Below are 12,935 nucleotides of genomic sequence, written 5' to 3'. Positions count from 1 at the left end.
TACGACCGCACCGGGCCTTGCCGGCACCTGGGTCATCGCCGCTCCGGCACCTAGCTCATCGCCGCCCCGACGGCGAGGAAGCCGCAGATCAGCAGGAAGAGGATGGCGAGGAGGGGCCACACGAAGCGGAGGTACTTGTCGTAGCCGACCTTGGCGAGGGCGACGCCGCCGATGGTGACGGCGGTGGTGGGGACCCAGAGGTTCATCCAGCCGCTGGCGGACTGCCAGGCGGTGACGACGACGGCCCGGGAGACGCCCGCGAAGTCGGCGAGCGGGGCGAGGATCGGCATGGCGAGGGTCGCGTGGCCCGAGGTCGAGGGGATGAGGAAGGCGAGCGGCAGGTTCACGACGAAGACGATGATCGCGAACAGGCTGGAGGAGGTGCCCTGCACGACACCCTCGATGGAGTGCAGCACGGTGTCCGTGATCTTCGAGTTGTTCATGATCACGGTGACCCCGCGGGCCAACACGATCACCAGCGCGGGCGAGATGAAGTCCGCGGCGCCCTGGATGATCGTCGCGCTCAGCTTCTGCTCGCCCATCCGGGCCACCACCCCGACCAGCACCGCCGCGCACAGGAACAGCGCGGCCAGCTCGGGGAAGGACCAGCCGAGCTCGAATCCGTAGGGCCGCGCGTCCGCCTTGCCGGTGAGCGCGCTGGACCACGGGACGACGGAGAAGATCATGAAGGCGAAGACCAGGACCGTGGTGGCGAGCACCGCCTTGTGCAGGCCGGTCAGTTCGGGCACCTCACCGGCCGCGTCCCGCGCGTGCTCGCGGTCCCCCGGCAGGAAACCGGTGATCGACCGCTCCGGCCGCTTCTGCACCCGCCGCGCGTACCGGATCACGTACGCGACGGTGACCGCCGTCAGCACGACCCACATCACGAACCGGAGCACGATGCCGTCGCCGAGCGAGATGTCGGCGGCGGACGAGGCCACGCCCGTCGCGAAGGGGTTCACCGTCGAGCACAGCACCCCGATGCCGGCGCCGAGGATGATCGTGCCGACCGCCACCATCCGGTCGTAGCCGAGCGCCAGCATCAACGGCACGATCAGGCCGTAGAACCCGAGGGTCTCCTCGGCGAATCCCTCGACCGTGCCGAGAACCGAGAACACCACCATGATGCCCGCGATGAGCAACGCCCCCCGTGCCCGCAGCCGGTGCGCGAGCAGACCGATGCCCCGGTCGAGCGCGCCGGTCGCGAACACCACGGTGATGAACGCTCCGATGGCGAGCACGAACAGGAACACGCCCGCGCTGCCGTACAGTTCACCGGCGAAGTCGGGTCCGACCTGGGCCGTCTTCTCGTCCAGGATGCCGTAGAGGCCGTTGACGGGTGACAGGAACAGGTCGTTGAGGCGGTCGACGAAGCTCTCGCCGGAGTCGACGCGGTGGTAGGTGCCCTGGATCGGCCTGCCCTCGGGCGTACGGTCGTACTGCCCGGCGGGGATCAGGAACGCCAGCGCCCACACGGCGATCGTGACGATCGCGAGGACGGTCAGCGCGCTCGGGAACGTGAACTTGCGTCTGTGCGGCGGCTCTTCGGTGTCCGACGGCTTCGTCTCGGTGGGAGTGCTCATCGCGCTGCGGCCTCCCCGGGGGCTGCGGTGACGGTGGGTCCGTCCGTGGCCGAGCGGGGCGCGCCGGCGGTCATGAGGCGGCTCCCGGCCGGAAACCGGCCGCGTACTCGCGTACGAACGCGCACATCGCGACCACCGTGTTGCGCAGCTCCGAGAAGAGGACGCGTTCGTTGGGGGCGTGCAGGTTGCACATGCTGTCCTGCGCGCCGAACAGCAGCACCTCGGCGTCGGGAGCGGCCCGCGCGAGTCCGTTGACCAGCGGGATGGACCCGCCGGTCGCCACGTACGACGCGTCCTCGCCCCATGCCTCGCGCAGCGCGGTGAGCGCCGCCCGGTAGGCGGGACCGCCGGTCGACGCCTCGTAGCCCGGCCCGGTGTCGCCCGGCGTGACGGTGAGCGGGACGCCGAACGGGCGCAGCGCGCGCAGATGATCGACGAGGAGCCCTCGCGCCTCCTTCGCGTCCTGGCGCGGGTGGAAGCGGAGGTTGAGCTTGGCGCGGGCATACGGCACGACGGCCGACGCCGCGTGTTCGACACTCGGCGCGTCCAGTCCGATCACCGTGATCGCGGGGCCGCTCCACAACCGCTCCCCGAGGCTCCCGCTGCCGGTCAGCGGCACACCGTCGCACACCCCCGCGAGATCGCGGAACTCGTCCTCGGTGTACGTCGTCCCGCTCCATTCCTCGCGCCGCAGCCCCGCCACCGCCACGTCGCCGTGCACGTCGTGCAGCGTGGACAGCGCGTTCAGCAGCACGAGCAGGGCGTCCGGTGCCGCTCCTCCGAACTCGCCGCTGTGCCGGGGCTCCTGGAGGGTGCGGACCTCGACGACCACCTCGGACGCACCGCGCAGACCGGTGGTGAGGGTGGGGGTGCCGGGGCGGAGATTGCCCAGGTCGGCGATGACCATCGCATCGCACGCGAACCGTTCGGGATCGCTCGGCGGATAGTCGTCGAAGGGGCTGCCGTACTCCTCCTGACCCTCGAAGACGATCTTCACGCCGACCGGTGGCCGCCCCTCGTAGGCCCGCAGCATGCCCAGGTGCGCGATCACGTTGGACTTGTCGTCGGCGATGCCGCGCGCCCGCAGGCCGCCCTCGACGGGGGTCGGCTCGAAGGGCGGTGACAACCACAGCTTCTCGTCGCCGGGCGGCTGCACGTCGTAGTGCGAGTAGAGGAGGACCGTCGGCGCGTCCGGGCTGGGCGGCGGGATCTCCCCGAAGATCACGGGGGCGGTGTCGGGCAGGTCGATCCGTTCGACGCGTTCCACCCCGACGTCGTGCAGCATCCCCACGAGGAGGTCGTGGGCCTCCCGCACCGGCTCGGCGGGAAATCCGGGGAAGGCGACGGAGGGGATGGCCGCGAGCCGTTCCAGATCGGCGCGGAGGCCGTCCATCAACGCGTCGACCTTCGCTGCTGTGTCCACCGCGGTCCCCTCTGTCGTTCTCCGGACGGCCTCACCCGCCAGCCTCGGCGCACTCCGGGGGCGCCGCATCCGGGGTGGTCCGTGCGACGGAAAAGCCGTGCGGGGTCCCGGACGACGGGGGTTAGAGTCGGGACATGGCTTCTCAGGACGCTGACGGGGAGATGGACGGCGCGGCCGCCACGCGAACAGGACGTGGGGTCGCCGCCGACTCGGGCGCGGACGGCGGCGGGGGCCGCGGCGCCGGTGACCGCGCCGCGCGCGGAGCCCACGGCGACGGCCGGGGCGCCGGCGGTGGCGACGCCCGGAGAACGGGTGGGCGGTCCGCACGCGGCGCGGGCGCACCCGGTGCGACAGCGGCGGGCGGGGCAGGCGTGCGCACCACGGGCGACGCCGTACGTGACGGGGACACCGCCGGGGCGGATTCCGACGCCGGTTCCCCGGCCGGTTCCCTGACCGACCCCCCTGCCGACTCCGCTGCCGCCGCGAAAGCCGCCGCCGTGATCGCCGCCGCGGGTGCCGGTCCCGCCGCGGGCCAGAGCGTGCGGATCGACGCCTGGATCTGGTCCGTCCGTCTCGTCAAGACGCGCGCGGTGGCCGCCACCGCCTGCCGCGGCGGCCATGTGCGGGTCAATGGTGAACGCGTCAAGCCCGCGTACGGCGTGCGCGTCGGCGATGAGGTCCGGCTGCGCCACGAGGGCCGTGAGCGGGTCGTCATCGTGAAGCGGGTGATCCGCAAGCGGGTCGGTCCGCCCGTCGCCGTCGAGTGCTTCGTCGACAACAGCCCGCCGCCCCCGCCCCGCGAGGCCGTGGCCCCGGCCGGCATCAGGGACCGGGGAGCGGGCCGCCCGACCAAGCGGGACCGCCGCGACATGGAACGCCTGCGCGGCATGGAGGCCGGCTCGTCCGGCCCCGTCAAGTCAGCCGGGCCCGCCCCGGGCTCCGGGCGAACGGGTGGCCCCACGGGTTCCGAACCGTCCCGCCGCTCCCCCGGCCGCCGCTCCTCCGGCTCGTAGTACCGGAGCCCGGAGACCCGCGGCCCGGAGACCCACAGCCCGGCCCGGCAGCCTCGTTCGGGCCGCAGGCTGCGGCTGCGCGGCCCGGGCAAACTCCGGCGGCCTGTTTCGGGCACCCCCGGCTCGGCCACGCCCGGCAGCTCCGGCAAGCCGGCTCGGAAAGGCGACTCAGGCGAGGCGACCGAGGCGACTCGGGGACATCCGCAACTGCGGCTAGGCCGGCTCGGACACGCCCGGCAGCTCCGGCAAGCCGGCTCGGAAAGGCAACTGCGGCGAGGCGACTCGGGGACATCGAAACTGCGGCGGAGTTGGCTCGGACACATCGGCAACTCCGGCAAGCCGGCTCGGGCCGATGATCGGGGCTGCCGGACCGGCTCCTTCGTCAGCCCGCGTCGTCGGCTGCCCGGATTCCGCCGTCGTCAGCGCTCCCACCAGTCCCGGGCCGCCAAGCTCCGACCCCCCGCCGCCTGCCGCCTAGCCCGTGCCCCTGCCCCTGCTCCTGCTCCTGCTCCTGCCACCGCACGTCGACGAGGGCTCCCCCGCTCAGGGGGAGCCCTGCGTCCGCGGACCTTCGTCACGCGCGCTGTCCCACCCGTCGTCGGACCAGGTCGAGCAGTTCGGTCGTGTGGCCGCGCCGGGCCCAGGCGATCAGGGCGAGCGGCAGCATCAGGATGAGCGGGGTCGCCGGGTACGGGCCGTCGATGACGACGTTCACGATGAAGGCGCCGACCATCAGCGCCATGAGGGCCACCGCCGCCACCGAGTCCAGGAGCGGGATCATCAGGGCGATCCCACCGGCGAGTTCGAGCGCCCCGATGATGTACATCCCCGTGTGGCCCCAGCCGAGCTTGTCGAACGACTCGACCGCCGAGGGGTGGGCGATCAGCTTGGGCACGGCGCTGGCGATGGCGAAGAAGAGACCGAGGACGACCTGCAGGGCGGTCAGGGCGATCCGGGCACGACGGGAGCGCGTGGTGGCGGCGGCCGGGGCGGAGGTGGCGGCGGGGAGGGTGGTCTCGGACACGGTGGTCTCCTGTGTGGAAGCGGTGGTTGCTGCTTTCGAGGAGATAGACCGTGGGGATACCCGGAACTCATCGGTGCGAGCGAGGATCTGTTTCCGGCCCCACCACAGGCCCCGGACCACGCGTCACCGCACCCCCACTGACGCCTTCACCGCTCTGGCCCTCTCCACGCATCGCACCCCTCCTCCGCCTGCTCCCCTCGCACCCCCACATCACTTGCTCCCCCGCGCCTCGCACTCTTCCTCCGCCTGCTCCCTTCCCACGCTCGCGCCCTTACACCGATTGCTCCCCTCCCGCGCCTCTCACCGTTCCGCCGCTCTCACCGGCCTCACCCCTTCACTGCCCTCACCCACATCCCGTCGTCCGTCAGGTACCGGTCCACTCTCAGGCCGGACTCGCCCAGCGCCTCCTCGAACGCGGCCGGGGTCAACGGCCGGGAGAGGAAGGTCTGGGTCCAGGTGGCGTCCGGGAACGTGTACTCCGCGCGCACCGAGTTCACCCCGTCACCGACCGGGTCCGCGGACAGGATGCGGGCGACGAAGCCGGTCGGGTCCGCCCGCTCGCGGGGGACGTCGCTGTGCCAGTCCAGGCCCTCGCGCTGGATCAACACGCATCCCTCGGCGGCGACATGGCGCGCGCAGGTGTCCAGCAGGGCCCGCCGCACGCGGATGTCCCCGGCGTGGACGAGGAACGACGCCAGCATCACCACGTCGAACGTCTCGCCGAGGTCGAGGTCCTCGATGGCGCTGCGCACGGTACGCGCCCCGCGGACGTGCTCCAGCATCTCGGCGGACTCGTCCACCGCCGTGACGGCGAACCCGCGGTCCAGCAGCGGGTGGGTCATCCGCCCGACGCCACAGCCCAGTTCGAGGATGTGCGCGGCCGGCGGCACCGCGGCGGTGATGATGTCCGGCTCGCTCCCGACGGGCAGCCTGGCGTACAGCTCGACCGCGCAGCCGTCCGGAGTGATGGCTCCGGGTCCCGTGCCCTCGTATCCCTGACGCTTCTCGATCCTCATATCCGTCCAACGGACGGCATGCGTACGGCCGTTCCCCTCCCCTGTCACTCGTTCGGGTCACCCTCGTTCCCCGCGAGGAGGAGGAGCCTGTCGGCAGGCACAGGAGGCTTGCGCGGAGCCGACGCGGAGCCGACGCGGAGCCGACGCGGAGCCGACGCGGGGGCCGCGCGGGTGCCCCGCGGACGGGAACTCGTGTCCTACAGCGCGAACCAGCCGCTTCCTCCGTACCAGTGGCCGCCGGCGCGCAGGTGGTCCCCCACCGCGCGCTCGACGCTGCTGCGTCGCGGCAGCCCGTCGACCGGCAGATCCGGGTCGCCGAAGACGAACCCGACCGGCACCCCGTCGTCCGGGCCGGTCTCCTCGGACTCGACGGCGAAGCGGTCCTGGAAGCGGATGATGTTGGAGTCGGCCGCCAGGTACCGCTTGAGCTGCGGGTCGAGCAGCCAGGAGTGGCAGTAGGCGATCTCGTGGCGCTCGTCGGGGTAGTGGCGGGCGAAGAACGCGCGGGCCAGAGCGAGCGAACGGTCGCAGGCGGCCGGGGAGAGCGGGCCGCGGAAGTCGGTGATGTGCAGGCTGAGGCAGGGGTCGCCCGGCCCCGCTCCGAGGCCCGCCGCGGCGACGGCACGGCCCGTGCGCTGTCCCAGTACCGCCCGCTGGAGCTGGAGACGGCCCAGCTGGAACAGCTCGCCGTGGAAGTGCAGGGCTATCCACCAGGGGAAGAGCAGTCCGGGGCCGCCCGCGCGCCGGTGGTGCACCGAGACGTGCCGGCCCAGGTCGGCGAGGGTGCGCCGGGACACGTCTTCCGGGATGCCGCGTTCCTGGTGGTGGGCGCGGACGTACGGGAGGGCCGCGACGAAGACGAAGAGGGGGAAGCAGCGGCCGAGGGCCCCGGTCGACGCGGGGAGAACAGGCGGCTCCCAGGCCGTGCCGACCTCCCCCATGTCGCGGACGAAACGGGTGACGCACCGCGCGAGGAGCGTCACGGCCTCCGGATCGGCGGCCAACCGCCCGCGCAGGGAGACGAGTTCGTTGATGTGCTCGTGCGGCACGGACAGGTCGAGCAGGACGTCGGGCAGCTCGTCCGCGTCCGGGATCCACACCGCCTCCCGGGGCGGCCCCTCGCGCTCCAGGTCCTTCAGCCACTCGGCCAGCCTCGCGTCCGCCCGCAGCTCCTTCAGCAGCACTGTCGCCTCCCCCCGGCGGCCGCCATCGGGGCCGCTCTCCTTTGGTGAACGTGCACCACGAAGAGTACGTTTCCCCATAGGAACGGTGATCCTGATGCGTACGGGCAGTGAACCGGTGACAGCGCGCAGTGCTCTGCGGCTGCGGTTCTGGCTGAGCGCGTGGGGGCTGATCTGGGCCGTCGCCGGAACCGTGGCCTTCGTGCTGGCGGGACGGCCGGGCTGGGCGGCGGCCTGCGCGGTGCTGTGGCTGCTCGTCAGCGTGGACATGGTGATGATCGTCCGGCACATCCGGCAGGGGCCGCACTACCAGCCGGGCCGTGACGTCCCGCCGTACGAACCGGTCGAGGAGCGGCCGGTTCCCCGTCCGCCCCGCCCTCCGCGTCCGCCGACGCAGCACCCCTCGAAGCCCTCGCATCCCTGACGCGGCCCGCTCGTCGTCCCGAAGCCGGGTCCACGGGGCGGGCGGCGCGTGCGGGGATTCGTTCTAGGAGTCGAACCGCGCCGCTTCCAGGTACTGCGGCTTCGGGTCGAGCGCGGCCGCCAGTCTGAAGTGGCGCTTCGCCTGCTCGGGGCGTCGCTGGCGCTCATAGGTCCGGGCGAGCGCGAAGTGCGCGAACGCGTTGTCCGGTTCACGCTCCAGGACGATCGTGAACTCCAGCTCGGCGGGGCGCAGTTGCGCCGCCGCGAAGAAGGCACGCGCGCGCAGCAGCCGGGCCGCCGTGTTCTCGGGATGCGCGGCGATGACAGGGTCGAGGAGCTTCACCGCGCCCTGCGGGTCACGCGCGCCGAGCAGCTGCTCGGCGGCGCGGAAGTCGATGACATGCGTCTCCGGAGTGCGTCCGGTCGGTCCGCTGATCTCGGGCACGGCAGAGTCCTTCCCTCGCTGCAACCGTTCAACGCCCCTCGCGCGGGATGCTATTCCTGGGGCTGTCGGGCCCTGCGCGCGAGATCACCCCATACGTCGGCCACGCGGCGCTCCAGATCCGCGAGCGGTACGTCGTTGTCGATGACGATGTCCGCGACCGCCAGCCTCTTCTCGCGCGGGGCCTGCGCTGCCATGCGGGCGCGGGCGTCCTTCTCGGTCATACCGCGCAGCCGGACGAGCCGGTCGAGCTGGGTCTCCGGACGGGCGTCCACGACGATCACCAGGTCGTACAGCGGGGCGAGGCCGTTCTCGGCGAGCAGGGGCACGTCGTGCACGACGACGGCGTCCGCCGGGGCGGCGTCCTCCAGAGCGCGCGAGCGGGTGCCGACGAGGGGGTGCACGATCGCGTTCAGTGTGGCGAGGCGCTCGGGGTCGGCGAAGACGATCGAGCCGAGCCGCGGCCGGTCCAGTGTGCCGTCGGCCGTGAGCACGTCCTCGCCGAAGGCGTCGACGACCGCCGCCAGCCCGGGAGTTCCGGGCTCGACGACCTCGCGGGCGATGCGGTCCGCGTCGATCAGGACCGCCCCGTGCTCGACGAGGAGCCGGGACACTTCGCTCTTGCCGGCGCCGATACCGCCGGTCAGGCCCACTTTCAGCATGTCCGGCAGCTTAGGGCCTGGCACCGACAGCGCACCGGCCCGGGACGCCCGCGGTCCGGGGACACGGGCTCCTGCGGCCGGGCGTCGTCGTCAGGAGTCGCCCTCGCGCTCCGCCAGGAAGCGCTCGAACTCCAGGCCGATCTCGTCCGCCGAGGGAATGTCCACCGGTTCCGCGAGCATGTTCCCGCGGGTCTCGGCGCCCGCCGAGGCGTCGTACTGGTGCTCGAGACCCTGGACGAGCGCGACGAGTTCCTCGTCGCCCTCCTGGATCTGCCGGTCGATCTCGGTCTGGGTGCGGTGCGCCTCGGTCCGCAGGGCGTGCGCCATCCCGGGAAGCACCAGGCCGGTCGCGGCCGTGATGGACTCCAGCACGGTCAGCGCCGCGTCGGGGTACGGCGACCGCGCGATGTAGTGGGGCACGTGCGCGGCGACACCGAGCACGTCGTGTCCGGCCTCCATGAGGCGGTACTCGACGAGGGACTCGGCGCTTCCGGGGACCTGCGCCTCGTCGAAGGGGCTGCGGTGGCCGGGCACCAGGTCGGTGCGGTTGCCGTGCGGGGTGAGGCCGACCGGGCGGGTGTGCGGGACGCCCATGGGGATGCCGTGGAAGTTCACCGAGAGGCGGACGCCGAGCCGCTCCACGATCTGCTGCACGGCGGCGGCGAAGCGCTCCCACTCGACGTCCGGCTCGGGGCCGGAGAGCAGCAGGAAGGGCGCACCGGTGGCGTCCTGGACGAGGCGGACGTCGAGCGTCGGCTCCTCGTACTCCGTCCAGCGGTCGCGCTTGAACGTGAGCAGCGGGCGGCGGGCCCGATAGTCCACGAGCCGGTCGTGGTCGAAGCGGGCCACGACCTGGTGGGGCAGCGAGTCGAGGGCGCGGTCGACGATCTGGTCGCCCGTCTCACCCGCGTCGATGTATCCGTCGAAGTGGTAGAGCATGACAAGACCGGCCGACTCCTGGGCGAGTGCCATGTCGACCACGGCCAGCCCCTTCGGCTCCCATGCGTACAAACCCTGCGGATCAAGCACTGTGACCGCTCCTCCTCGTGTTCGTACTGCACAACATGGTGCGGAGCACGGACATTCCCGTTCCGCGCTCCGCAGCGCCCTCGTCGCGTTCTCCCGTCCGCCACGAGCGGCCCGGGTCCCCGCGGTGACGGGAACCACGGGGACGCCACGAGCACAGCACACGCGTGTTACGAGGACGGCACGCGCGCGTGGAGGGTCACGACGACAGCACGCGCGCGTGGAGCGCGCTGACGGCGTTGCGGGCGGAGGTGAGGGCGCCGTGCTGCCAGGCGTCGGTGTAGCTGAGCCAGTCGCCGGCGAAGTAGACGCGTCCGGTGGGCCGGTTCAGGGGTGTGTAACGGGGGTCGTCGGGTCCGCCGGGGGTGTCGTGCCAGGCGGCTTCGAGATGCGGTGTCTGGCGCCAGTGGTGGGAGAAGGACGAGTCGAGTTCGGTCCGGTACTTCTCGCCGTAGATCTTGACGCCCGCGGCCACCGCGCGCTTCTCGCGGTCCTTGGGGCCGAGCCTGGCGTACGAGTCGGCGTCGGAGCCGTAGTTGTAGTAGCCGATCATGACGCCGCGCCGGCCGCTGTAGCCGTAGGAGGGGTGCCAGATGTGGGTGACGTCCTGGTCGGTCTCGGTGATGCCGCCGTAGATGCGGTGGTCGAGCTCCCACCAGCGTGAGCGGTATTCGAGGCCGATCTTGCCCGCGGACTGGGGGGTGATCGCCTCCAGGGCGCTCTGGACGCCGGAGCCGAGGTTGTGCGGGACCTTGGCGAGGATGTTGGGCGGCAGGGCGCCGATACAGAAGTCGGCGTCGACGGACTTCGTGCGGCCGCCCTGGGTGTACGTGACGGTGACGCCGTGGCCCTTGTCGGTGATCCGGGTGACCGCGGCTCCGGTACGGACGCGGTGCGCTCCGACGGCACGGGTGAGGGCCTTCGGTATCTGGTCCATGCCGCCGACCGGCTGGAACATCAGCATGGCCTGGTCGAACTCGAACTCGAAGGAGAAGTAGCGGCCGACGCCGCTGGCGAAGACCTCTGAGGCGGCCGGGACGTCGCCGAGGAGGACGCCCGGGGTTCCGGCGGCGGCGGGGACGGTGGTGTAGCCGCGGCGCGGTCCGCCCTCGTAGGCGAGCTTGTCGCCGAGTTCGCCGAAGTCCTTGAGGAACTCGACGAGCCGGTCCTGGTCGGTGGCGGTCAGTTCCCTGTCGAGGGCGCCCTTGTCGGTGGCCTTGGCGAGCAGTTCGGAGACGTAGCCGTACACGTCGGCCTTCGCGGTGCGGTGGCGCACCGGCTTGGTCATGCCGGACGACTCGTTGTACATGTACGCATCCGCGTTCGTGTTCGTGAACACCTCGACGGGGACGCCGAGTTCGCGGCAGTAGTCGAGGGTGATCATCCACTGCGGGATGCGGGCCGGTCCGGCGTTCATGTACTGGCCGTTGCTGAAGCGCGCCGTCTGGGTGTTGCCGTACAGGTCCGTGGTCGTGTCCCCGCCGCGCACGGTGAAGTTGCGGCCGCCGGTGCGGTCCCTGGCCTCCAGGATCGTGCAGTCGTAGCCCGCCTTGCCGAGCTCGTAGGCGGAGGCGAGTCCGGCGATGCCTCCGCCGACGATCACGACCTTTGCGGCGCCTCTCCCGGTGAGGGTGAAATCGCCCGACTTCGGTGCGCGGTAAGGCTGTTCACGCTGGGCGGCCTGCGCGGTGGGCGCGAGGCCGAGGGCTCCCATGGTGGCGAACATCGCGCCCGCACCGCCGGTCAGACCGACGGTGCGCAAGAATGCGCGCCGGCTCGACGCACTCGATCGCTCCTGTGCTGCCATGCCTTCGGCTCCCCTCTCGATCTTGGATGACCCGGGGATCCTGGCAACGGCCGGTTACAGGGCTGCAGTTACTCGTGTATCCGCCACGTTTCCCTCCCCGCACACCGGGCTGGTACGGACCTTGACGCGGACCCGGGGCACCCTTACGTTCATATGGGCGCCCAAAGTTCACGTACAAGAACAGTCTTCTTGCGAACCGACGGGAAGGTCACCCCCACATGCGTATCCGGCACACGCTTCTCCTCCCCCTGCTCGGCGCGGCACTGGCCTCGGGCGGGGTGCCGGCCTCCGCCCCCACCGCGAGCGCGGCCCAGACCATCGAGGTCACCACGGCCACCCAGCTGAAGTCGGCGCTCACCTCGGCCGCGCCCGGCGACACGATCCACCTCGCGGACGGCACGTACACCGGCAACTTCAAGACGACGACGGCCGCGACCTCCGGCTCCCGCATCACCCTCACCGGCTCCGCGAAGGCCGTCCTCACGGCGGGCGGCGGCTACGGACTGCACCTCAACGGGGCCTCGTACTGGACGGTCCGGGGCATCACCGTCACCGGCGGCCAGAAGGGCATCATGATCGACTCGGCGAAGGGCGTCGTCGTCGACACGGTCACCGTCCACGGGCTCGACATGGAGGGCGTCCACTTCCGCAACTCCAGCACGGACGGCGCGATCAGGAACTCGAAGATCTACGACACCGGCAACGACGGCCGCGGCATGGGCGAGGGCGTCTACGTCGGCACGGCCGGCGGGACTTCGGACAAGAGCGACCGCGTCGAGATCAGCGGCAACACGATCGGCCCGGACGTGGGCGGCGAGAACGTCGACATCAAGGAGGGCACGACGGGTGCGCGCATCACCGGCAACACCTTCGACGGCAGCGGACTGACCGGTGCCAACTTCGACGACTCCTGGGTCGACGTGAAGGGCAACGACGTCCTCGTGGAGAACAACAAGGGGACCGCCACCACGAACGACGGCTACGAGACCCACACCCAGCAGTCCGGCTGGGGCTGCGGCACGGTGTTCCGCGGGAACACCTCGGACCTGCGGGGTGCCACCGGCGACAAGCAGCTCGCGGTCAACGTCACGAACTACAGCGCCTCGTGCAGGACCACCGTCTACGCGTCGAACACGGTGACGGGCGGCAAGGGACTCAGCAACATCGCAGTGACGCCCTGACCTGCCGGAGAACAGGACACTGGGCCATGTTCCTCGCCGACTACCTGGTGCTCTGGCGGCCCCACACCTCGCCGACCTGGCCGGCCCGACCTGGGTGACCTTGCCGGGCACGGTGGTACACCATCCGGCTGCCATTACGCCTGCCCGTGAAGCG

General features: G+C 71.6%; 12 protein-coding genes. 3 read left to right on the top strand and 9 right to left on the bottom strand.

Going from position 1 to position 12,935, the window contains the following annotated elements; all coding sequences use genetic code 11:
• Positions 1–50: 50 nt before the first annotated feature.
• Positions 51–1,583 carry a YfcC family protein gene (locus ABZT74_RS24555; RefSeq protein ID WP_356438110.1) on the bottom strand — a complete coding sequence of 511 codons (1,533 nt, stop codon included), beginning with the start codon at positions 1,581–1,583 and terminating at the stop codon, positions 51–53.
• Between the two features lie 70 nt (positions 1,584–1,653).
• On the bottom strand, positions 1,654–3,006 hold the full coding sequence (locus ABZT74_RS24550; RefSeq protein WP_356438107.1) for a M20/M25/M40 family metallo-hydrolase: 1,353 nt from the start codon (positions 3,004–3,006) through the stop codon (positions 1,654–1,656).
• Positions 3,007–3,455: 449 nt separating this feature from the next.
• Between ABZT74_RS24550 and ABZT74_RS24545 the strand changes: the two genes are divergently transcribed.
• Positions 3,456–4,019, top strand: a complete 564-nt coding sequence (locus tag ABZT74_RS24545; RefSeq protein WP_356176724.1) for an RNA-binding S4 domain-containing protein — start codon at positions 3,456–3,458, stop codon at positions 4,017–4,019.
• A 574-nt stretch (positions 4,020–4,593) separates the two neighbouring features.
• Here the strand turns inward: ABZT74_RS24545 and ABZT74_RS24540 are convergent.
• The 3 genes from ABZT74_RS24540 to ABZT74_RS24530 all read right to left on the bottom strand — a co-directional run bounded on the left by ABZT74_RS24540 (position 4,594) and on the right by ABZT74_RS24530 (position 7,243).
• On the bottom strand, positions 4,594–5,043 hold the full coding sequence (locus ABZT74_RS24540) for a DoxX family protein (protein ID WP_355869850.1): 450 nt from the start codon (positions 5,041–5,043) through the stop codon (positions 4,594–4,596).
• Between the two features lie 326 nt (positions 5,044–5,369).
• Positions 5,370–6,059: a class I SAM-dependent methyltransferase gene (locus tag ABZT74_RS24535; protein WP_356176630.1), complete on the bottom strand. Its 690-nt coding sequence runs from the start codon at positions 6,057–6,059 to the stop codon at positions 5,370–5,372.
• 197 nt (positions 6,060–6,256) lie between these two features.
• Positions 6,257–7,243, bottom strand: coding sequence for an acyltransferase domain-containing protein (locus ABZT74_RS24530; protein ID WP_356438103.1), 987 nt, complete (start codon positions 7,241–7,243; stop codon positions 6,257–6,259).
• A 94-nt stretch (positions 7,244–7,337) separates the two neighbouring features.
• Between ABZT74_RS24530 and ABZT74_RS24525 the strand changes: the two genes are divergently transcribed.
• Positions 7,338–7,664 (top strand): DUF6343 family protein, encoded by a 327-nt coding sequence (locus ABZT74_RS24525; protein ID WP_356176626.1) that lies wholly within the window; start codon positions 7,338–7,340, stop codon positions 7,662–7,664.
• A gap of 63 nt (positions 7,665–7,727) precedes the next feature.
• Here the strand turns inward: ABZT74_RS24525 and ABZT74_RS24520 are convergent, their stop codons facing one another.
• The 4 genes from ABZT74_RS24520 to ABZT74_RS24505 all read right to left on the bottom strand — a co-directional run bounded on the left by ABZT74_RS24520 (position 7,728) and on the right by ABZT74_RS24505 (position 11,519).
• The gene (locus tag ABZT74_RS24520) at positions 7,728–8,108 is read right to left on the bottom strand and encodes a tetratricopeptide repeat protein (protein ID WP_355869862.1); all 381 of its coding nucleotides are present in this window, start codon (positions 8,106–8,108) and stop codon (positions 7,728–7,730) included.
• A gap of 50 nt (positions 8,109–8,158) precedes the next feature.
• On the bottom strand, positions 8,159–8,767 hold the full coding sequence (gene coaE, locus ABZT74_RS24515) for a dephospho-CoA kinase (protein WP_356438100.1): 609 nt from the start codon (positions 8,765–8,767) through the stop codon (positions 8,159–8,161).
• A gap of 90 nt (positions 8,768–8,857) precedes the next feature.
• A complete protein-coding gene (locus ABZT74_RS24510) occupies positions 8,858–9,796 on the bottom strand; it encodes a PAC2 family protein (RefSeq protein ID WP_355869868.1) in 939 nt (312 codons plus the stop codon).
• 196 nt (positions 9,797–9,992) lie between these two features.
• On the bottom strand, positions 9,993–11,519 hold the full coding sequence (locus tag ABZT74_RS24505; RefSeq protein ID WP_356438332.1) for an FAD-dependent oxidoreductase: 1,527 nt from the start codon (positions 11,517–11,519) through the stop codon (positions 9,993–9,995).
• A 299-nt stretch (positions 11,520–11,818) separates the two neighbouring features.
• Here ABZT74_RS24505 and ABZT74_RS24500 point away from each other — a divergent pair, with 299 nt between their 5' ends.
• On the top strand, positions 11,819–12,781 hold the full coding sequence (locus ABZT74_RS24500) for a right-handed parallel beta-helix repeat-containing protein (protein WP_356438097.1): 963 nt from the start codon (positions 11,819–11,821) through the stop codon (positions 12,779–12,781).
• Positions 12,782–12,935 lie beyond the last annotated feature (154 nt).

Origin of the sequence: Streptomyces sp. NPDC005302 (assembly GCF_040607345.1) — a bacterium.
In the GTDB taxonomy this organism is placed as follows: domain Bacteria; phylum Actinomycetota; class Actinomycetes; order Streptomycetales; family Streptomycetaceae; genus Streptomyces.
The sequence above is the reverse complement of the archived record's forward strand: the minus strand, read 5'-3'. Positions and strand labels throughout refer to the sequence as shown.